Annotated in this window: 14 protein-coding genes; 13 read left to right on the top strand and 1 reads right to left on the bottom strand. The window is 63.0% G+C overall.

Going from position 1 to position 21,398, the window contains the following annotated elements; all coding sequences use genetic code 11:
- Positions 1-49: 49 nt before the first annotated feature.
- The 13 genes from NLY43_RS08025 (at position 50) to NLY43_RS07965 (ending at position 20,950) form a co-directional block, all read left to right on the top strand.
- Entirely contained in the window at positions 50-1,111 is a 1,062-nt protein-coding gene (locus NLY43_RS08025) for an ABC transporter permease (protein ID WP_023670725.1), read from the top strand.
- Entirely contained in the window at positions 1,108-1,890 is a 783-nt protein-coding gene (locus tag NLY43_RS08020) for an ATP-binding cassette domain-containing protein (RefSeq protein ID WP_023670726.1), read from the top strand. Before NLY43_RS08025 ends, NLY43_RS08020 begins: the two co-directional genes overlap by 4 nt.
- A 140-nt stretch (positions 1,891-2,030) precedes the next feature.
- Positions 2,031-4,493, top strand: coding sequence for a glycogen/starch/alpha-glucan phosphorylase (locus NLY43_RS08015; RefSeq protein ID WP_023709841.1), 2,463 nt, complete (start codon positions 2,031-2,033; stop codon positions 4,491-4,493).
- A gap of 70 nt (positions 4,494-4,563) precedes the next feature.
- On the top strand, positions 4,564-6,777 hold the full coding sequence (gene glgB / locus NLY43_RS08010; RefSeq protein ID WP_023709840.1) for a 1,4-alpha-glucan branching protein GlgB: 2,214 nt from the start codon (positions 4,564-4,566) through the stop codon (positions 6,775-6,777).
- 59 nt (positions 6,778-6,836) lie between these two features.
- A complete protein-coding gene (glgC, locus tag NLY43_RS08005; protein WP_023670729.1) occupies positions 6,837-8,102 on the top strand; it encodes a glucose-1-phosphate adenylyltransferase in 1,266 nt (421 codons plus the stop codon).
- Positions 8,103-8,121: 19 nt separating this feature from the next.
- On the top strand, positions 8,122-9,567 hold the full coding sequence (glgA, locus tag NLY43_RS08000) for a glycogen synthase GlgA (RefSeq protein ID WP_023692759.1): 1,446 nt from the start codon (positions 8,122-8,124) through the stop codon (positions 9,565-9,567).
- A gap of 3 nt (positions 9,568-9,570) precedes the next feature.
- Positions 9,571-11,199, top strand: a complete 1,629-nt coding sequence (locus tag NLY43_RS07995; protein ID WP_023709839.1) for an alpha-D-glucose phosphate-specific phosphoglucomutase — start codon at positions 9,571-9,573, stop codon at positions 11,197-11,199.
- 157 nt (positions 11,200-11,356) lie between these two features.
- Positions 11,357-13,357, top strand: a complete 2,001-nt coding sequence (gene glgX / locus NLY43_RS07990) for a glycogen debranching protein GlgX (protein WP_023709838.1) — start codon at positions 11,357-11,359, stop codon at positions 13,355-13,357.
- Positions 13,357-15,006 carry a beta-galactosidase BglA gene (gene bglA / locus NLY43_RS07985; protein WP_023709837.1) on the top strand — a complete coding sequence of 550 codons (1,650 nt, stop codon included), beginning with the start codon at positions 13,357-13,359 and terminating at the stop codon, positions 15,004-15,006. Before glgX ends, bglA begins: the two co-directional genes overlap by 1 nt.
- A 449-nt stretch (positions 15,007-15,455) precedes the next feature.
- Positions 15,456-17,048, top strand: coding sequence for a peptide ABC transporter substrate-binding protein (locus NLY43_RS07980; RefSeq protein ID WP_023709836.1), 1,593 nt, complete (start codon positions 15,456-15,458; stop codon positions 17,046-17,048).
- A gap of 174 nt (positions 17,049-17,222) precedes the next feature.
- Positions 17,223-18,146: an ABC transporter permease subunit gene (locus tag NLY43_RS07975; RefSeq protein ID WP_023684574.1), complete on the top strand. Its 924-nt coding sequence runs from the start codon at positions 17,223-17,225 to the stop codon at positions 18,144-18,146.
- Between the two features lie 9 nt (positions 18,147-18,155).
- Positions 18,156-19,283, top strand: a complete 1,128-nt coding sequence (locus NLY43_RS07970) for an ABC transporter permease (protein WP_023709835.1) — start codon at positions 18,156-18,158, stop codon at positions 19,281-19,283.
- 47 nt (positions 19,284-19,330) lie between these two features.
- Complete coding sequence (locus tag NLY43_RS07965) at positions 19,331-20,950, top strand: ABC transporter ATP-binding protein (RefSeq protein WP_023709834.1); 1,620 nt, start codon at positions 19,331-19,333, stop codon at positions 20,948-20,950.
- A gap of 42 nt (positions 20,951-20,992) precedes the next feature.
- Here NLY43_RS07965 and NLY43_RS07960 read toward each other — a convergent pair whose 3' ends face one another.
- Positions 20,993-21,298, bottom strand: a complete 306-nt coding sequence (locus NLY43_RS07960) for a hypothetical protein (protein ID WP_245262528.1) — start codon at positions 21,296-21,298, stop codon at positions 20,993-20,995.
- Positions 21,299-21,398: the final 100 nt, after the last annotated feature.

Raw genomic sequence — 21,398 nt, 5'->3', positions numbered from 1 at the left:
ACAGGCGCGAGCGGGTATCGGCATGGAGCTGAAGCCCAGGGGAGGAAACATGGCTCAAGCACAGGAATTCGAGAAGGTTCTCTCGAGCAGCGACACAAGCGTTGCCGCCTTTGACGAGCACAAATCGGCGGTCAAGCGGATCCAGCATTTCCTGCACTCCACGCCGGCGGCGGTGCCGCTGATTGTGCTGGTCCTGTCGATCGTAATTTTCGGCATCGCCATTGGCGGGCGTTTCTTCTCATCCTATACGCTGACGCTGATCCTGCAGCAGATCGCCATCGTCGGCATCCTCGGTGCCGCGCAGACACTGGTCATCCTGACCGCCGGCATCGACCTGTCGATCGGCGTGATCATGGTGATTTCGGCCGTGATCATGGGCAATTGCGCGGTCAGCTACGGCATGCCGGCCGTGCTCGCAGTGCCCATCGGGCTTGCCGCCGGCGCAGCCTGCGGCCTGCTTAACGGTTTGCTGGTCGCCTACATGAAGCTGCCGCCGTTCATCGTCACGCTCGGCACCTGGAACATCGTCATGGCGACCAACTTCATATATTCGGCCAACGAGACGATCCGCGATACCGACGTCGACGCCCAGGCGCCGCTGCTGCATCTCTTTGCCCTGAGTTTCAAGATCGGCACGGCGGTGCTGACACTGGGCGTCATCGCCACGGTCGTGCTCGTTTTGATCCTCTGGTACGTGCTCAATCACACCGCCTGGGGCCGCCACGTCTACGCCGTTGGTGATGATCAGGAGGCGGCGAAGCTGTCTGGCATCCAGACCAAGAAGGTGTTGATGACGGTCTACACCCTTGCCGGGTTGATCGCAGCTTTCGCTGCCTGGGTTTCCATCGGCCGCAACGGCTCGATCTCACCGTCAGCCGCCGTCACCGACTACAACCTGCAGGCGATAACTGCGACGGTGATCGGCGGCATTTCACTGTTCGGCGGGCGCGGCTCAATTCTGGGCACGCTTTTCGGCGCGATGATCGTCGGTGTCGTCTCGATGGGCCTCAACATGCTGGGCGCCGATCCACAATGGAAGGTGCTGCTCACCGGTGTGCTGATCATCGGCGCCGTGGCGATCGACCAATGGATCAGAAAGGTTTCGGCATGACCGTGGAACCCATCCTCACCGCGCGCGGCCTGATCAAGCGCTATGGCCGCGTCACCGCCCTCGATAATGCCGACTTCGACCTCTACCCAGGCGAAATCCTGGCCGTCATCGGAGACAATGGCGCCGGCAAATCATCGCTGATCAAGGCGATTTCCGGCGCCGCCGTGCCCGACGAAGGCGAGATCCGTCTTGAAGGCAAAGCTGTCGCTTTCAAATCGCCCATGGAGGCGCGCGAGGCGGGCATCGAGACGGTCTACCAAAACCTGGCTTTGTCGCCGGCTCTGTCGATCGCCGACAACATGTTCCTCGGCCGCGAGATCCGCAAACCCGGCTTCCTCGGCGACTGGCTTCGTATGCTCGACCGGCCCGCAATGGAAAAGCGCGCCCGCGACAAGCTGACCGAGCTTGGGCTGATGACCATCCAGAACATCAGCCAGGCGGTGGAAACGCTGTCGGGTGGCCAGCGTCAGGGCGTGGCGGTGGCGCGCGCCGCCGCTTTCGGCAGCCGTGTGGTGATCATGGATGAGCCGACCGCGGCACTCGGCGTCAAGGAGAGCCGCCGCGTGCTGGAACTGATCCTCGACGTCAAGAAGCGAGGCCTGCCGATCGTGCTGATCTCGCACAACATGCCGCATGTCTTCGAGGTTGCCGACCGCATCCATATCCATCGGCTGGGTCGCCGCCTCTGCGTCATCGATCCCAAGCAATATACCATGTCCGACGCCGTCGCCTTCATGACGGGAGCGAAGGTTCCGCCGGAGGCTGCACTCGCTGCCTGATCCGCTCGACGGATAAATTGCCGCAGGGGAACTGGCGGCATGCTGGTCTAAATCGATTGAACGTATGTTGCGATGCACTAGGATAGGCTGGGACTGAGAGCGAAAGCCGGTATGATCGCAGCACGATCACGAGAGGCAGTATGACGCGAACAATGACAGCCAAAGCCCCCGATCTCGAAATACCCGATCCCAAGACGCTGGCCGACGAAGTCTTGCTGGCTCTCAAATACCGGGTCGGCAAAGGCACCTCCGTTGCCACGCAATATGATTGGCTGACAGCCTCGATCAAGGTCGTGCGCGACCGCATCGTCGATCACTGGATGCAGGCGACGCAGGAGGCCTACGCCCAGCAGGAAAAGCGCGTCTATTACCTGTCGCTCGAATTCCTCATCGGCCGGCTGATGCGCGATGCCTTCTCCAATCTCGGCCTGATGGACAATATGCGAGAAGCGCTCAAGTCGCTGGGCGTCGACCTCGACCTCATCGCCGGGCTCGAACCGGATGCAGCGCTCGGCAATGGCGGTCTTGGCCGGCTCGCCGCCTGCTTCATGGAAAGCATGGCGACCGTCGACATTCCCGCGCATGGCTACGGCATTCGCTACGCCAACGGCATGTTCCGCCAGGAGATCCATGATGGCTGGCAGGTCGAACTGCCCGAAACCTGGCTCGACCACGGCAACCCATGGGAGTTCGAGCGCCGCGAACGCGCCTTCGAGGTCGGCTTCGGCGGCTCGGTGGAATCGATCACCTCCAAGGTTGGCCGGCTCGAACGTCACGTCTGGAAGCCGACCGAGCATGTCCAGGCCGTCGCCTACGACACCCCGGTGGTCGGCTGGCGCGCCAACCGCGTCAACACGCTGCGGCTTTGGTCCGGCATGCCGATCGATCCGATCCTGCTCGACAAGTTTAACGCCGGCGACCACATCGGCGCGCTGGCCGAAAGCAACAAGGCCGATGCCTTGTCGCGTGTGCTTTACCCCGCAGATTCCCACAAGGCCGGCCAGGAACTGCGGCTGCGGCAGGAATATTTCTTCTCCACCGCGTCGCTGCAGGACATCGTCCAGCGCCATCTCAGCCAGTATGGCGATCTCGCCTCGCTGCCCGACAAGGCGGCGATCCATCTCAACGACACCCATCCGGCGATCGCCGTGCCGGAGCTGATGCGCCTGCTGATGGACGTCCATGGCATGGATTTCGACCAGGCCTGGGATATTACCAAGCGCACCTTCGGCTACACCAACCACACGCTGCTACCGGAGGCGCTGGAAAGCTGGCCGGTGCCGCTGTTCGAACGGCTTTTGCCGCGCCATATGCAGATCGTCTACGCCATCAATGCGCAGGTTTTGCTTGAGGCCCGCGCCACCAACCAGTTTTCCAATGAGCAGATCAGCCGCATCTCGCTGATCCAGGAAAATGGCGACCGCCGCGTGCGCATGGGTAACCTGGCCTTTGTCGGCTCGCACTCGATCAATGGCGTGTCGGCGTTGCACACCGAGCTGATGAAGGAGACGGTGTTTGCCGATCTCCACAAGCTCTATCCCGATCGCATCAACAACAAGACCAACGGAATCACGCCACGCCGCTGGCTGATCCAGTGCAATCCAGGCCTCACCGCGCTCGCCCGCGCGGCGATCGGGGACCGTTTCCTCGACGACATCGACGCCATCAAGGGGCTCGAAGCCTTTGCCGGTGACGCCGCCTTCCGCGACAAGTTCGCCGCCGTCAAGCGCTCCAACAAGATCAAGCTCGCCAATCTGGTCGCCGACCGGCTCGGCATCAAGCTCGACCCGTCGGCGCTGTTCGACATCCAGGTCAAGCGCATCCACGAATACAAGCGCCAGCTGCTCAACATCCTGGAAGCGATCGCGCTCTACGACCAGATCCGCTCGCATCCCGAACAGGACTGGATGCCGCGCGTCAAATTCTTCGGCGGCAAAGCGGCGCCCAGCTACCACAATGCCAAGCTGATCATCAAACTGGCCAACGACGTTGCCAAGGTCATCAACAGCGACCCGTCGGTGCGCGGCCTGCTGAAAGTGGTGTTCGTGCCGAACTACAATGTCAGCCTGGCCGAGGTGATGATGCCGGCCGCCGACCTGTCCGAGCAGATTTCGACTGCCGGCATGGAGGCGTCGGGCACCGGCAACATGAAGTTCGCGCTGAACGGCGCCTTAACCATAGGCACGCTCGACGGCGCCAATGTCGAGATCAAGGAATGCGTCGGCGACGACAACATCTTCATCTTCGGCCTGAGCACGGCGGAAGTCGCCGAGCGGCGCAGCAATGGCTACAACCCGCGCGCCGTGATCGAGGGCTCCCCTGAATTGGCGCAGGCTGTTGCCGCAGTATCGTCGGGCGTGTTCTCGCCCGACCAGCCGGATCGCTACCGCGAACTGGTCGACGGTCTCTACAACAGCGATTGGTTCATGGTGGCGGCGGATTTCGACGCCTATGCCGCCGCCCAGCGCGATGTCGACGCCGTCTGGCGCAACAGCCCCGATTGGTACGCGCGCGCTATCCGCAACGTTGCCCGCGTCGGCTGGTTCTCTTCCGATCGCACGATCCGCCAATATGCGAAAGAAATCTGGAACGTGCCCGCCTGATATGATTGCATGAGGCCACGACAATGGGTCTTGTGCACAAGAACTGGTTCCCAGGGAGGGACACCGCCTGATGAAGAAACCGCGCGCGACCGCGACGACGAGCGGGTCGGACGGGCTGGCGTCAGCCGGCGATGTCGCCGCAATTGTTGCAGGCACGCATGGCGATCCTTTTGCAATCCTGGGCGTGCATGATGCCGGCAAGAGCCTGGTTGCCCGCTGCTTCGTCCCCAATGCCGAGTTCGTCACCGCATACACGCTGGCCGGCAAGAACGCCGGCGAACTCACGCGGCGCGACGACGCCGGTTTCTTCGAAGGCAGACTGTCGATCAAGAAGCGCCAGCCGCTGCGGTATCACGCCAAAAATGCCGGCGGCGACTGGTGGCTGACCGATCCCTATTCCTTCGGCCCGGTGCTCGGCCCGATGGACGACTACTATATCGCGCAAGGGTCGCACCTCAGGCTGTTCGACAAGCTCGGCGCCCATCTCCTCGACCATGAAGGCGCGTCGGGCGTCCATTTCGCGGTCTGGGCGCCCAATGCAAGGCGCGTCTCCGTGGTCGGCGACTTCAACGAATGGGACGGCCGCCGCCATACGATGCGGGACCGCCGCGACACCGGCATCTGGGAACTGTTCATTCCCGATATCGGCGCCGGCCACCCCTATAAATACGAGATCATTGCCCCGGACGGCGTGCGCCTGCCGCTCAAGGCCGATCCGTTCGCCTTCAAGTCGGAATTGCGCCCGGCCACAGCCTCAGTGACGGCGGTGCCGCCGGCGGATGAATGGGGCGACGAGGCGCATCGCAATTACTGGCGAAAGGCCGATCCCCGGCGCGAAGCCATATCGATCTACGAGGTCCATGCCGGTTCGTGGCAGCAGCACGATGATGGCAGCTTCCTGTCATGGGACGAACTCGCCAACCAGCTGATCCCCTATGCTGTCGAGACCGGCTTCACCCACATCGAGTTCCTGCCGATCTCCGAACATCCCTATGACCCGTCATGGGGTTATCAGACAACCGGACTTTATGCCCCCTCGGCGCGCTTCGGCGACCCCGACGGCTTCGCCCGTTTCGTCGACGGTGCGCACCGCGCCGGCGTCGGCGTCATCCTCGACTGGGTGCCGGCGCATTTCCCGGTCGACGCGCATGGCCTGGCCAATTTCGACGGCACAGCGCTCTATGAGCATGCCGATCCGCGCAAGGGTTTTCATCCCGACTGGAACACCGCGATCTACAATTTCGGCCGCCGCGAGGTGGTGTCGTTCCTGGTCAACAATGCGCTGTTCTGGGCCGAGAAATACCATGTCGACGGTTTGCGCGTCGACGCGGTGGCCTCGATGCTCTACCTCGATTATTCGCGCAAGGCCGGCGAATGGATCCCCAACGAGAAGGGCGGCCGCGAAAACCTCGAAGCGGTGTCCTTCCTGCAGAAGATGAACAGGGAGGTCTACGGCCACCATCCCGGCGTGATGACCATCGCCGAGGAATCGACCTCATGGCCGAAGGTCTCGGCCCCGGTGCATGAAGGCGGGCTGGGCTTCGGCTTCAAATGGAACATGGGCTTCATGCACGACACGCTGGAGTATTTCGCCAAGGAGCCGATCTTCCGCAAACATCACCACAACGACCTGACCTTCGGCCTGACCTACGCCTTCTCCGAGAATTTCGTGCTGCCGCTGTCCCATGACGAGGTCGTGCACGGCAAGGGCACGCTGCTCGGCAAGATGGCCGGCGACGACTGGCAGAAGTTCGCGACATTGCGCGCCTTTTACGCCTTCATGTGGGGGTATCCCGGCAAGAAACTGTTGTTCATGGGCCAGGAATTCGCCCAGCGCCGCGAGTGGAGCGAGGCGCGCGCGCTCGACTGGAACCTGCTCGACTTCCACCCGCATCGCGGCGTCTGGCAGACGGTGCGCGACCTCAACTATCTCTATCGCTCGCGCCCGGCGCTGCATGCACGCGACTGCGAGCCGGACGGCTTCTCCTGGCTGATCGTCGACGACAAGGAAAACTCGGTCTTCGCCTGGCTGCGCAGCGCGCCCGGCGGCAACCCGATCGCCGTCATTTCCAACTTCACGCCAGTGCCGCGCGACAATTATCGCGTGCCATTGCCCAAGGTCGGCAAATGGCGCGAAATCATCAACACCGACGCTTCGGACTACGGTGGTTCGGGCAAGGGCAATGGCGGTGTGGTCGAAGCCAGGGCGGAAGGAGGAGGCATTTCGGCAACGATGCTTTTGCCGCCGCTGTCGACGATCATGCTTGAACTCGTTGCGGACTAGGTCCGTCGACTCGTTGCGGACCGGGCGATGCTCCAGACTGGTAATTTGGGAGGGTAAAGATGGCAGACTTGAAGAGAACCCAGCCGCTGGCGCGCGATGCCATGGCCTATGTGCTGGCCGGCGGCCGCGGCAGCCGGCTCAAGGAATTGACCGACCGCAGGGCCAAGCCGGCTGTCTATTTCGGCGGCAAGACGCGCATCATCGATTTCGCGCTGTCCAATGCGCTGAATTCCGGCATCCGCCGCCTCGGTGTCGCCACCCAGTACAAGGCGCATTCGCTGATCCGCCACCTGCAGCGCGGCTGGAACTTCCTGCGGCCGGAGCGAAACGAAAGCTTCGACATCCTGCCGGCCAGCCAGCGTGTCTCGGAAACGCAGTGGTATGAAGGCACCGCCGACGCCGTCTACCAGAACATCGACATCATCGAGGCCTATGGGCCCGAATACATGGTCATCCTGGCCGGCGACCATATCTACAAGATGGACTACGAGTTGATGCTGCGCCAGCACGTCGATGCCAATGCCGACGTCACCGTCGGTTGCCTCGAAGTGCCGCGCATGGAAGCGACCGGCTTCGGTGTCATGCATGTCGACGGCAAGGACAACATCATCGCCTTCGTCGAAAAGCCCGCCGACCCGCCCGGCATTCCCGACAAGCCGGAATTCGCGCTGGCCTCCATGGGCATCTATGTCTTCAAGACCAAGTTCCTGATGGAACAGCTGCGCCGCGATGCGGCCGAGCCAGGCTCCAGCCGCGACTTCGGCAAGGACATCATCCCCTACATCGTCCAGCACGGTAAGGCGATCGCGCATCGCTTCGCCAAATCCTGCGTGCGCTCGACGGCCGAGAACGAGGCCTATTGGCGCGATGTCGGCACGGTCGACGCCTACTGGGAAGCCAATATCGACCTGACCGACATCACTCCCGAACTCGACCTCTACGACCGTGACTGGCCGATCTGGACCTATGCCGAATTGAAGCCGCCGGCAAAGTTCGTGCATGACGAGGATGGCCGGCGCGGTTCGGCCGTCTCCTCGCTGGTCTCAGGCGATTGCATCGTCTCGGGTGCTTCGCTGAAGCGCAGCCTGATCTTCACCGGCGCGCGCATCAACTCCTATTCGACGCTGGAAGAGGTCGTCATGCTGCCCGACGTTCATGTCGGCCGGAACGCAAAGTTGAAGCGCGTCGTCATCGACCACGGTGTAAGGATACCGGAAGGGCTGGTGGTTGGCGAAGACCCTGTTCTCGACGCCAAGCGTTTCCGGGTTTCGGAAAAGGGCATCTGCCTGGTCACGCAGGACATGATCGACAAGCTGAAGCTGTAAGACGGGGTACCATAAACGCATGCAGGTTCTTTCGGTCACGCCCGAGATATTCCCGCTGATCAAGACCGGCGGACTTGCCGACGTGACCGGCGCATTGCCGATCGCGCTGGCCGCCAAGGGCGTGACCATGCGCACGCTCATCCCCGGCTTTCCCCAGGTGATGGACGCCTTCAAGAAAAAGAAGGCTGTCTACCAATACCCGCTGCTGCAGGGCGGCAAGGCTTCGGTCCATGCCGTCAAGATCGCCGGGCTTGACCTGTTCGTGCTCGACGCGCCGCATCTCTACGACCGTCCCGGCGGCCCTTACGGCAATGCGGCCGGCGCCGATTGGCCCGACAATTGGCGGCGTTTTGCCGCGCTGAGCCAGGTCGGTGGCGATATCGCCGGCGGCGCCATTTCCGGCTACCAGCCGGATCTCGTCCACGCCCATGACTGGCAGTCGGCGATGACGCTGGCCTATATGCGCTACGGCAAGGCGGTCGGCGTGCCGTCGCTGATCACGGTTCACAACCTTGCCTTCCAGGGTCAGTTCGGCGCCGGCATTTTTGGCGAGCTCGGCTTGCCGGCCGCGGCGATGGCGCTCGACGGCGTCGAATACTATGGCGGCGTCGGCTTCCTCAAGGCCGGCCTGCAGGCGGCCTGGGCGATCACCACGGTGAGCCCCACCTATGCCCAGGAAATCCGCTCGCCGGAATTCGGCATGGGCCTCGACGGCCTGATCAACATGCGCTCTTCCGACCTCTACGGCATCGTCAACGGCATCGACACCGACATCTGGAACCCGGAGACCGACAAGCATCTGGTGTCGGCCTACTCCGCCGCGACGCTTAAGGCTCGGCTTCCCAACCGGGCGGTTGTCGAGGACCGCTTCAGCCTCGAGCGCGACGACAGTCCGATCGTCTGCGTCGTCAGCCGGCTGACCTGGCAGAAGGGCATGGACATACTGGCGGCTGTGGTCGACGGCGTCGTCGCCACCGGCGCGCGGCTGGCGATCCTCGGCTCAGGCGACGCCGGCCTGGAAGGCGCGCTGCTGGCTGCCACCGCCCGCCATCGCGGCCGTGTCGGCGTCGTCGTCGGCTATGACGAGGGGCTTTCCCACACCATGCAGGGCGGCTGCGACGCCATCGTCATCCCGTCGCGCTTCGAGCCTTGCGGGCTGACCCAGCTTTACGGCCTACGCTATGGCTGCGTGCCGGTCGTCGCCCGCACCGGCGGCCTTGCCGACACCATCATCGACGCCAATGAAGCAGCGATCTCGGCCGGTGTCGCCACCGGCTTCCAGTTCGCGCCCAATAGTGGCGGCGCCATGCTGCACGCCATCCGCCGGCTGGTCGATGCGCATTCGAGCCCGGCCGTCTGGGAACAGATCCAGCGCCAGGGCATGAAGGCCGATGTCTCCTGGGACAAGAGCGCCGACAAATACGTTGAACTCTACCGCCTGCTGCTTTCGAAAAGGGTTGCCTGAAGCATGATCCGGACCGTCGCCACCAAACCCTATCTCGACCAGAAACCCGGCACGTCCGGCCTGCGCAAGAAGGTGCCTGTCTTTCAGCAGGAGCACTATGCCGAGAACTTCATCCAGTCGATCTTCGACGCGCTGGAGGGCTTTGAGGGCAAGACGCTGGTGATCGGCGGCGACGGCCGCTTCTACAACCGCGAGGTCATCCAGAAGGCCATCGCCATGGCGGCGGCCAACGGCTTCGGCAAGGTGATGGTCGGGCAGGGCGGCATATTGTCGACGCCGGCGGCGTCGCATGTCATCCGCAAATACAAGACCTTCGGCGGCATCATCCTGTCGGCCAGTCACAATCCGGGCGGCCCGCACGAGGATTTCGGCATCAAGTACAATGCCGGCAATGGCGGCCCGGCGCCGGAAAAGCTGACCGACGCGATCTTCGAAAAGACCAAGACGATTTCGAGCTTCAAGACCGCCGACATCGACCAGATCGACATCGACAAGATCGGCACGGTGACCGCCGGCGGCATGGCGGTCGAGATTATCGACCCGGTCACCGACTATGCCGAATTGATGGAGAGCCTGTTCGACTTCGACGCCATCCGCGCCAATTTCAAATACGGCTTCCGCATGCGCTTCGACGCCATGCATGCGGTCACCGGCCCGTATGCCAAGGAAATTCTCGAGCGCCGGCTCGGCGCGGAGAATGGCACCTGCCGCAACTACAAGCCGCTGCCGGATTTTGGCGGCCATCACCCGGATCCGAACCTGGTCCACGCCAAGCATCTCTATGACGAGATGATGGGACCGGATGCGCCCGATTTCGGGGCGGCTTCCGACGGCGACGGTGACCGCAATCTCATCATCGGCAAGGGCATTTTCGTCACCCCGTCGGATTCGGTGGCCATGCTTGCCGCCAATGCGCAGTTGGCGCCCGGCTACAAGGACGGCCTCAAAGGCATCGCCCGCTCGATGCCGACCAGCGGCGCGGCCGACCGCGTCGCCGAAAAGCTCGGCATCGGCATCTACGAAACGCCGACCGGTTGGAAGTTCTTCGGCAATCTGCTCGATGCCGGCATGGCAACGATCTGCGGCGAGGAAAGCGCCGGCACGGGCTCGAACCATGTCCGTGAAAAGGACGGGCTGTGGGCGGTGCTGTTGTGGCTGAACATCCTGGCCGTGCGCGGCGAAAGCTGCAAGGACGTCGTCACCGAACATTGGGCGACCTACGGCCGCAATTACTATTCACGTCATGACTATGAGGAGGTCGAAACCGAGCGCGCCAACGCCTTGGTCGACGAGTTGCGCGCCAAGCTCGCTTCGCTGCCCGGCACCAGCGTGCGCGGACTGAAGATCGCCAATGCTGACGACTTCGCCTATCACGATCCCGTCGACGGTTCGGTGAGCAAGAACCAGGGCATCCGCATCCTGTTCGAAGGCGGCTCGCGTGTCGTGTTTCGTTTGTCCGGCACCGGCACGTCGGGTGCTACGCTGCGCGTCTACATCGAGCGCTACGAGCCGGACAGAGCGCGGCATGATCTCGACACGCAAAAGGCGCTCGCTGACCTGATCGCGGCTGCCGATGATATCGCCGGGATCAAGAGCCACACCGGGCGCAACAAGCCGAGCGTGATTACTTGAGGGTGGTTACGTCTTTACCCTCCCCCTTGTGGGGAGGGTCGATCCGCGCAGCGGATCGGGTTGGGGGTGCTCGTAAAGCGCTTTCCCCGCGCCGACCCCCACCCCGCTCACTTGGTTCGCGACCCTCCCCACAAGGGGGAGGGTGGAGGATGCGCCGATGACCCAACTCGGCGCAAAGGTCACTCCCGAAGGCATCCGTTTTGCCGCCTGGTCGTCCTCGGCGCGGCGGCTCTGGGTGTCGATCTTCGACGACACCGGCGCCCGCGAAATCGACCGGCTCGAACTCCAGCCGGAAAGCGAAGGCGTCCATGCGCTGTTCGTCGCCGGCCTTGCCGCGGGTACGCGCTACGGCTTTCGCGCCGACGGCGAATATGCGCCGGAGCGCGGGCTGTGGTTCGATCCCGACAAGCTGCTCACCGATCCCTACGCCGTCGAGATCGACCGGCCCTACCAGCATCATTGGCGGCTTGCCGCCCGGCGCAACGAAGGCGCCGACACCGCGCCACTGATGCCGAAGACCATCGCGCGGGCTCAACCGAAGCCGCTGCCGGCCAAGCCGCCTTTGTTCCAGCCAGGCGGCCTGATCTACGAACTCAACGTCCGCTCCTTCACCAGGCTGCATCCGGACGTACCGGAAGCGCAGCGCGGCACCATTGCAGCCCTTGCCCATCCGGCTATCGTCGAACATCTCAAGAAGATCGGCGTCTCCGCCGTTGAGCTAATGCCCGTGACGGCATGGGTCGATGAGCGCCATTTGCCGCCGCTGGGCCTCAGCAATGCCTGGGGCTACAACCCAGTCACCTTCATGGCGCTCGACCCGCGCCTGGCGCCCGGCGGCATCGCCGAGTTGCGCGATACTGTGGGGGTGCTGCGCAGGGCTGGCATTGGCACCATCCTCGATCTCGTCTTCAATCATACCGGCGAAAGTGACCGGCTCGGGCCGACGCTGTCGCTGCGCGGCCTCGACAATCAAGCCTACTACCGCAGCGAGCCGGACGGCAGGTTGGCCAACGACACCGGCACCGGCAACACGGTCGCCTGCGACCATCCGGTCGTTCGCGGCATGGTGCTCGACACGCTGCGCCATTTCGTCCGCCATGCCGGCGTCGACGGTTTCCGCTTCGACCTGGCGCCGGTCCTCGGTCGCGTCGATGGCGCATTCGATCCGGCAGCCCCGTTGCTCGAAACCATCGCAACCGATCCCATCCTTGCCGACAGGGTGCTGATCGCCGAGCCCTGGGACATCGGCCCGAATGGCTATCAGCTCGGCAATTTCCGGCCGCCTTACCTCGAATGGAACGACCGCTACCGCGACGACGTCAGGCGCTTCTGGCGCGGCGATGCCGGCACGGTCGGTGCGCTGGCGACAAGGCTCGCCGGCTCCTCCGATGTGTTCGGCAGGGAGGGCCAATCCGCCAGCCGCACGGTCAACTTCATCGCCGCGCACGATGGCATGACGCTGGCCGATATCGTCGCTTATGAAGCCAAGCACAACCAAGCCAATGGCGAGAAGAACCGCGACGGCCACAATGAGAACCTGTCCTGGAACAACGGCGTCGAGGGCGAAACCTCGGACAAGGCGATTGCCGAGGCCCGTTCCCATGATCGCTTCGCGCTGCTCGCCACTCTGTTTGCCTCGCGCGGCACCATCATGCTGACGGCGGGCGATGAATTCGGCCGCACGCAAGGGGGCAACAACAACGCCTATGCGCAGGACAACGCCATCACCTGGCTCGACTGGGCCGGGCGCGACGTCGGGCTGGAAGCCCATGTGTCCGCGCTCGCAGCTCTGCGCGGCGCGGTGCCGGCGCTTTCCGATACGCGCTTCCTGACCGGAGAGCCGCCGGCCGGTTCTGAAACGCCCGACGTCGCCTGGCTGACCGAGACCGGCGCGCCGCTCAGCGAAGCCGACTGGAACGATGGCTCCCGCCATCGCCTCGTCATGCTGCTCGGCGATGGCGGGGAAGGCCGCCTGGCTGTGATCGTCAATGGCGATCGCCGTCAATGCGTCTTCACGCTGCCCGCGCGGCAAGGGTTTGAATGGCAGCCGGCTGTTGAAGCGCAAGCGGTCGACCTCGCGTGGCCGCTGCCCGGCCGCAGTGTCAGTTTCATGATCGAGCGCCGGACCGCAAAGGCCCGCGCCAGGAAGGGTCCGTGATGGCCGACGACAATGCCCAGCCGGGACCCGAACAGAGCGCCGACTGGTGGCGCGGCTGCGTCATCTACCAGATCTATCCTCGCTCCTTCCAGGACACCACCGGCGACGGCAGCGGCGACCTCTCAGGCATCACCTCACGGCTGGCGCACGTCGCCTCGCTCGGCGTCGACGCCGTCTGGCTGTCGCCCTTCTTCCAATCGCCAATGGCCGATATGGGCTACGACGTCTCCGACTATCAGGCGGTCGATCCGATGTTCGGCACGCTCGACGACTTTGACGCGCTGGTTGCCGAGGCGCACAGGCTCGGCCTGAAGGTGATCATCGATCAGGTGTTGTCGCATTCCTCCGACAAGCACGAATGGTTTGTAGAGAGCCGTGCCAGCAAGGATAATCCCAAGGCTGACTGGTATGTCTGGGCCGACACCAGGCCGGACGGCAGCGCGCCCAACAACTGGCTGTCGGTCTTCGGCGGCCCGGCCTGGGAGTGGGACGCGACCCGCCGGCAATACTACATGCACAATTTCCTCGCCTCGCAGCCGGACCTCAACTTCCACAATCCTGAGGTTCAAGACGCGTTGTTGCAGACGGTGCGGTTCTGGCTCGAGCGCGGCGTCGACGGCTTCCGCCTGGATACGGTCAACTACTATGTCCACGACCGCTGGCTGCGCAGCAATCCGCCGCTGGCGTCGAGCGTCGCCGGCACCAATGGCGAAACCAACACCTATCTCTTCCAGGAGCATCTGTTCGACAAGACGCAACCGGAAAACCTCGGTTTCCTCAGGCGCTTCCGCGCTTTACTCGACGAATATGACGGCCGCGCCAGTGTCGGCGAGGTCGGCGACGAAGGCCGTTCGCTGCAGACGCTGGCCGCCTACACATCCGGCGGCGACAAGCTCAACATGTGCTACACCTTCGACCTGCTCGGTCAGCAATTCTCAGCCGCCCATGTGCGCGGCTGCGTCGAGGCCTTCGAGGCAGCTGTCGCCGACGGCTGGGTCTGCTGGGCGTTCTCCAACCACGATGTCGTGCGCCATGTCAGCCGCTGGACGCGGCCGGGCGGCGATCCAGATGCGGTGGCGACATTCGCTATCGCTTTGCTCTCCTGCCTGCGGGGCTCGATCTGTCTCTACCAAGGCGAAGAGCTTGGGCTGGAGGAGGCGGAACTGACCTTCGAGGATCTGCGCGATCCCGTCGGCATCCGTTTCTGGCCGGGGGTCAAGGGCAGGGACGGCTGCCGCACACCGATGGTGTGGGAGGCGGGCGCCGACAATGCCGGTTTTTCTTCGGGAAAACCCTGGCTGCCGGTGCCGGAAAGCCACCGCGCTCGGGCGGTCGATATCCAGAACGCCGACGACAAGTCCGTGCTCGCCGGCTACCGGACGATGCTCGCCTTGCGCAAGGCGCATCTGGCGCTGGTCAAGGGCCCGATCCGCTTTCTCGATACCGACGGCGATGTCCTTGCCTTCATCCGGCAGGGCGAGGACGAGATATTGCTCTGCGTCTTCAATTTCGCCGACAAGCCGGCCGACTGGCGGCTGCCGCCGGATCTCCAGCTTGTCGAGGCGATCGCTCTGGGTGGCGGTGCCGTCCTGCAGGAGGAGGGGCTGTTGCTGCCGGCCCTGGGCTGGTTTGTCGGCAAGGTAGGCTGATCTTTCAGGGACGCCGTCCGGCTTCAAAAAAGATCGTGTCCGCATGCAACCGTGCCGAGTGATCCGCGCAACGTCACCGGCGCCACATTTTTCATTTTCGGGCTTCTTCGGTACTTTCGTCGAGCTTGGCCACGAACGGCATTCCTGGAATTTTTCCAGATGGTTGCGCTAATGACAACTGCTGAGGGCAAAACCCAAAATTACAGGACAACCACAAGCTGCACCCAATTGGATCTTGTAATATAGATTAGCTATGGCTGGTTTAAGGTGAGGATGCTCACTTAGCGTCAAGCAAGACTCGGTTGAAATAATATTTCCGTCTGTCTAGTCTCCTGCCACCAGCTGCCGGAACGGGAACCGGCGGCGCGCTCGAAGGGGCCAGAAATCGGTTCCGGGGCGTCAACACTCGTAAGGCGCAGCCGATGGGCAGCGCCACAGGGAGAGACTTCATGCTGAAAAATATGCTGAAGGCGACGCTTGTCGCCGCGACCATGACCTTTGCCGCAGGCACGTTCCTGACGCCGGCCCTTGCCGAGACCGTCTATAACAGAGGCAGCGCCGCCGAAGCGGAGACGGTCGATCCGCACAAGACCTCGACCGTCTACGAAGCCGATATCATACGCGACCTGTTCCAGGGACTGGTCATGCACGATCAGAAGACGAACCTCATCCCGGGCGCCGCCGAAAGCTGGACGGTATCTGATGACGGCACCGTCTACACCTTCAAGCTGCGCAACGACGGCTTGTGGTCGGATGGCAGCCCGGTGACGGCGGACGACTTCGTCTATTCCTTCCGTAGGCTGGAGGATCCGGCGACCGCCGCCGAATACGCTTCCATGCTCTATCCCGTGAAGAACGCCGAGGAAGTCAACACCAAGAAAGGCAAGCCCGAGGACATGGGCGTCAAGGCGATCGACGCCAACACCCTGGAAGTGACGCTGAAGGCGCCGACGCCATACTTCCTCGAGATGCTGACCCACCAGGCTACCTATCCGGTCAACAAGGCCTCGATCGACAAGCTCGGCGCCGACTGGATCAAGGCGGGCAATCTCGTTTCGAACGGCGCCTATACGCTGGCCGAGTGGATTCCCAACGACCACATGAAGCTGGTCAAGAACCCGAAATTCTGGGATGCCGCGACCGTCAAGATGGACGTCGTCAACTACATCCCGACCGAAGACCGCTCATCGGCGATGAAGCGCTTCGAGGCCGGCGAACTCGACAGCTACGGCGACTTGCCGACCGAACAGCTCGCTGACCTCAAGACCAAGTTCGGCGATCAGGTCCGTGTCGGACCGTATCTCGGCACCTACTATTACGCGATCAAGACCGACAAGGCACCGTGGGACAATGTCGAGCTGCGCAACGCCATCTCGATGGCGATCGACCGCGACTTCCTGGCCGAAAAGGTCTGGCAGAATTCCATGCTGCCTGGCTATTCGATGGTGCCTCCGGGCATCGCCGGCTACACGCCGGCAATGGCCAAATACGCCGACATGCCGCAGATCGACCGCGAGGACGCCGCCAAGAAGATCCTTGAGAAACTCGGCTATACGCCCGAGCATCCGCTGAAGATGGAGATCCGCTACAACACCTCGGAAAACCACAAGAACACCGCGGTTGCCATCCAGGAACAGTTGAAGCCGCTTGGCGTCGAGATCACGCTGCTCAACACCGATACCAAGACCCACTATTCCTTCCTCGAGCAGAAGGGCAACTACGACGTGGCGCGTGCCGCCTGGATCGCCGACTACAAGGATCCCGAGACCTTCCTCGGCATCACCCGCAAGGCCAGCGGCAACAACTATTCGAACTACGTCAGCCCGGCATATGAGGCGGCCATGGACAAGGCCGCGGCTGCCGGCGGCAAGCCGGAAGAGCGCATGAAGGACCTCACTGAGGCCGAGCGCATCCTTGTCGATGACGTCGGCAACATTCCGCTTCTCTACTACAGCTTCCACGATATCGTTTCCTCGAAGCTGCATGGCTTCGATGACAATGTGATGGACATCCATCCGTCCCGCTTCGTCTCCAAGGACTGATAATCATCCTTGACTGGACCGCCGCGCCCCATTTGGGCGCGGCGGACTGGTCGGTCATCGCACCGGTCCGAAAGTCGTGGTCGATTTTCGGCAAGCCCGGTGCGAAGATTTGGCGCCGGAGCGTGGCAATGCGTCCGCATGGACGTATGTCGCTCTGGCCGAAGCGGGGCGCCGATGCTGCGATACATCTTACGGCGGCTTCTGACCGCCATTCCGACGCTGTTCGTCATCGTGACCATGGCGTTCTTCCTGATACGCGTCGCACCGGGCGGCCCCTTCAATCAGGAGCGGGGCCTCAGTCCCGAGATCAGGGCCAATCTGGAAGCACAGTTCGGCCTCGACGATCCGCTCTGGCTGCAATATGCCCACTATCTCGGCAATCTTCTGCGCGGCAATTTCGGGCCGAGCTACAATTTGCCTGACTTCACCGTCACCGAACTGTTTGCCAAGGGGCTGCCGATATCGGTCCAGCTCGGCACCTCGGCGCTGATCCTGGCGCTGCTGCTTGGTTCGGTGCTCGGCACCATCGCCGCGCTCAACCAGAACAAGCTTGGCGACTATACGGTGATTGCGCTGGCGACCGCCGGCAGCACTATCCCCACCTTCGTCATCGCTCCTGTGATTCAGCTGGTGTTCGGATTGACCTGGAAGCTGTTGCCGATCGGCGGCTGGGGTGATGGCGCATTGATCAACAAGATCGGCCCGGTGCTGACGCTGGCCTTGCCGCAGATCGCCATCGTTGCCCGCCTGATGCGCGGGTCGATGATCGAGAGCTTGCGTTCGCATCATATCCGAACGGCGCGTGCGCTCGGCCTCTCCGACTGGTCGGTGGTGGTCAAGCACGCGCTGCGCGGCGCCATCCTGCCGATCGTTTCCTTCACCGGCCCGGCAGCCGCAGCGCTGCTCACCGGTTCGGTCATCGTCGAGACCATCTTCTCCATTCCCGGTGTCGGCCGCTATTTCGTCGATGCCGCGCTCAACCGCGACTACACGCTGGTGATGGGGACCGTGGTGGTGATCGCGCTCTTCACCATCGTCTTCAACCTGATCGTCGACGTCATGTACGCGGTCGTCGACCCGAGGGTACGCTATGACTGAGGGTGCGCTATGACCGACATCACAGCCGCCGCCGCTCCGCCGGCCGTCGTCGGCCGCTCGCTCTGGGGCGACGCATGGGCGCGCCTCAAAGCCAACCGCGCCGCCATGTTCAGCCTCTATTACCTGGCCTTCATTGGCGTCATCAGCATCTTCGGCCCCTGGTTCGTGCCGCATCAGTACACCACCATCTATGCCGACTATGTGCGCACGCCACCAAGCTTTTCAGCCTATCCGAAGCCGGACATGATCGAGACGGCGCTCAAGGATGCCATCAAGCGCATGCGCGTCGACATCAAGGAGTGGAAACTGGAGGGCAGTCGCGTCACCGTCACCGTCACCTCGACCAAACCGATCGACGACCGCAACATCCGCTATCTCGACCGCTCCGATGCCTTCGACGATACCAAGATAGAGAGCAAATCGGCCGACGGGCTCGAATTGACTATGACTGCGTCGGTCAAACAGCAGTACTTCCTGTTCGGCACCGACAACACCGGTCGCGATCTTCTCTCGCGAACGCTGATGGCAGGGCGCATCTCGCTGGCCATCGGCCTGCTTGCCGGCATTGTCGCGGTGGTCATCGGCGTCCTCTACGGGGCGGCGGCCGGCTTTTCCGGCGGCAAGATCGACGAGGTGATGATGCGCATCGTCGACGTGCTCTATTCCTTGCCCTTCATTTTCTTTGTCATCATGCTGGTGGTGTTCTTCGGCCGCAATTTCGTGCTGATGTTCCTGGCGGTGGGGGCGGTGCTGTGGCTCGACATGGCGCGCATCGTGCGCGGCCAGGCGCTGTCGATCCGGCGGCAGGAGTATGTCCAGGCGGCCGAAGCCATGGGCGTCGGCCAGCGCGGCATCCTGCTGCGCCACGTCATCCCCAATCTGCTCGGACCAGTGGTGATCTACATGACACTGCTGGTGCCGCAGGTCATCATCCTGGAAAGTTTCCTGTCCTTCCTTGGCCTTGGCGTGCAGGAACCGATGACCAGCTGGGGCGTGCTCATCTCGGTCGGCGCCAAGAACATCGGCACCGCCAACTGGCTGCTTTTGTTCCCCGCCTTCTTCCTCGTGTCGACGCTGTTTGCACTGAACTTCGTCGGCGACGGCCTGCGCGACGCGCTCGATCCGAGAGACCGATGAAGATGGGACCGATAAAGATGGGGACCGATAAGATGGGGACCGTTGCGATGGAAACGCCCGAAACGATCCTCAGCGTCAAGGACCTTCGCGTCCGCTTCCGCACGCTCGACGGCGCGGTCGAAGCGGTCAAGGGCATCAACATCCACGTCAAGGCAGGTGAAACCGTTGCCGTGGTCGGCGAATCCGGATCCGGCAAGAGCCAGACCATGATGGCGGCGATGAGCCTGCTGGCGTCCAACGGCGAGGCGACGGGTCACGTCGATTATCGCGGCCGCAACCTTTTGACCATGAGCAAGCCCGACCTCAACAAGGTGCGCGGCGCCAAGATCAGCATGATCTTCCAGGAGCCGATGACCTCGCTCGATCCGCTCTATTCGATCGGCAACCAGCTTATCGAACCGATCCGCAAGCACCGCGGGCTGAACGCAGCCGAGGCACGGAACGAGGCGCTCAAGTTGCTCAGGCTGGTGCATATCCCCGATCCCGAGCGGCGGATGAAATCCTATCCGCACGAAATGTCGGGTGGCCAGCGCCAGCGCGTCATGATCGCCATGGCATTGGCCAACGACCCCGACATCCTGATCGCCGACGAGCCGACGACGGCGCTCGACGTCACCATCCAGGCGCAGATCCTGGTGCTGCTCGCCGAATTGCAGCGCAAGCTCGGCATGGCCATCGTCTTCATCACCCACGATCTCGGCATCGTCCGGCGCTTTGCCGACCGCGTCTATGTCATGCGCTATGGCGAGGTGGTCGAGGAAGGCGAGGCGGAAGCACTTTTCGCCAACCCGCAGCATGCCTATACCAAAATGCTGCTGGCGGCCGAACCGACCGGCACCAAGGCGGCGCCGCCGCCCAGCGCTCCGGTGCTGCTGGAGGGCCGCAATGTCGAAGTGACCTTCAAGATCGGCGGCGGCTTCCTTGCCGGCGAACCGCTGCTGCTACGCGCCGTCGATCACATTTCGATCCGGCTGAAGCGCAACCAGACCATCGGTATCGTCGGCGAGTCCGGTTCGGGAAAATCGACGCTCGGCCGCGCACTTCTGCGCCTGTTGCCCAGCGACGGTGTCATCCGCTTCGGCGACCGCGACATCTCCACCGCCGACCGCCAGGCGATGCGGCCGCTGCGACGTGAGATGCAACTCGTCTTCCAGGATCCGTTCGGCTCGCTGTCGCCGCGCATGACCGTCGGCCAGATCATCACCGAAGGGCTTCTGGTGCATGAGCCGAACCTGTCAGGCAAGCAACGCGATCAGCGCGCCGTCGAGGCCTTGCTCGAGGTCGGACTCGATCCCAACGCACGCAACCGCTACCCGCACGAATTCTCCGGCGGCCAGCGCCAGCGCATCGCCATCGCGCGTGCCGTGATCCTGAAGCCCAAACTGGTGGTGCTGGACGAGCCGACTTCGGCGCTCGACCGCTCGGTGCAGAGGCAGATCGTCGAATTGCTGCGCAAGCTGCAGGCCGACCACGAACTGTCCTACCTCTTCATCAGCCACGATCTCTCCGTGGTGCGCGCCATGGCCGACTACATCATCGTCATGAGGCAGGGCAAGATCGTCGAGGAAGGGCCGACGGAAGAGATCTTCAGCAACCCGAAGGCGGCCTACACGCAGACGCTGATGGCTGCGGCGATCGATGTGACCCGGTTCCGGTTGAGTGCTTGAGATAGTAGCGTGAGGTTAATCAACAGGGCAGGGCCGAATCGCTCAGCCCGCTGACCTGGGGCATCGGCTGGTCCTCGTGGCGACAATGGCTGCCTCGCGCTCTTTCAGCCGTTCGATCCTGGCCGTCTCGCGGTTGGCGACGGCGCTCTTGACGCGTGCCCCGCCGAGCAGCCAGTTCGGCACGCTGGTGTTGGTGACCTTGCCGCGGGTGATGGCGGTCTGCGAGATTTCGCGCGCGGTATCGCCCACCGCATTATTGAGCTCGGCGCATGTCATGCGGTCGTATTTCGCCGGGTTGACCGCGCTGCCCAGCGATGAGCAGCCTGCCATCAGGAAAAGAACAAGCATCGCTGACAGCCGGCCTGCGCTTGAAATCAACAAATTCATCTTCCGCAAACCTCGTTCCGGCCGCTGTCTCGGCGGCATTCCTATTATCGAGGTAGCGCGG

It is taken from the genome of Mesorhizobium sp. C416B (assembly GCF_030323165.1).
GTDB lineage: Bacteria > Pseudomonadota > Alphaproteobacteria > Rhizobiales > Rhizobiaceae > Mesorhizobium.
Note: the sequence above shows the minus strand (reverse complement) of the source record. Positions and strands in the feature narration are given on the sequence as shown.

Excerpts from the sequence above, each read along its gene's own strand:
- NLY43_RS08025 (WP_023670725.1), top strand. The coding sequence starts at position 50 with ATGGCTCAAGCACAGGAATTCGAGAAGGTTCTCTCGAGCAGCGACACA.
- NLY43_RS08020 (WP_023670726.1), top strand. The coding sequence starts at position 1,108 with ATGACCGTGGAACCCATCCTCACCGCGCGCGGCCTGATCAAGCGCTAT.
- NLY43_RS08015 (WP_023709841.1), top strand. The coding sequence starts at position 2,031 with ATGACGCGAACAATGACAGCCAAAGCCCCCGATCTCGAAATACCCGAT.
- glgB (WP_023709840.1), top strand. The coding sequence starts at position 4,564 with ATGAAGAAACCGCGCGCGACCGCGACGACGAGCGGGTCGGACGGGCTG.
- glgC (WP_023670729.1), top strand. The coding sequence starts at position 6,837 with ATGGCAGACTTGAAGAGAACCCAGCCGCTGGCGCGCGATGCCATGGCC.
- glgA (WP_023692759.1), top strand. The coding sequence starts at position 8,122 with ATGCAGGTTCTTTCGGTCACGCCCGAGATATTCCCGCTGATCAAGACC.
- NLY43_RS07995 (WP_023709839.1), top strand. The coding sequence starts at position 9,571 with ATGATCCGGACCGTCGCCACCAAACCCTATCTCGACCAGAAACCCGGC.
- glgX (WP_023709838.1), top strand. The coding sequence starts at position 11,357 with ATGACCCAACTCGGCGCAAAGGTCACTCCCGAAGGCATCCGTTTTGCC.
- bglA (WP_023709837.1), top strand. The coding sequence starts at position 13,357 with ATGGCCGACGACAATGCCCAGCCGGGACCCGAACAGAGCGCCGACTGG.
- NLY43_RS07980 (WP_023709836.1), top strand. The coding sequence starts at position 15,456 with ATGCTGAAAAATATGCTGAAGGCGACGCTTGTCGCCGCGACCATGACC.
- NLY43_RS07975 (WP_023684574.1), top strand. The coding sequence starts at position 17,223 with ATGCTGCGATACATCTTACGGCGGCTTCTGACCGCCATTCCGACGCTG.
- NLY43_RS07970 (WP_023709835.1), top strand. The coding sequence starts at position 18,156 with ATGACCGACATCACAGCCGCCGCCGCTCCGCCGGCCGTCGTCGGCCGC.
- NLY43_RS07965 (WP_023709834.1), top strand. The coding sequence starts at position 19,331 with ATGGAAACGCCCGAAACGATCCTCAGCGTCAAGGACCTTCGCGTCCGC.
- NLY43_RS07960 (WP_245262528.1), bottom strand. The coding sequence starts at position 21,298 with ATGCTTGTTCTTTTCCTGATGGCAGGCTGCTCATCGCTGGGCAGCGCG.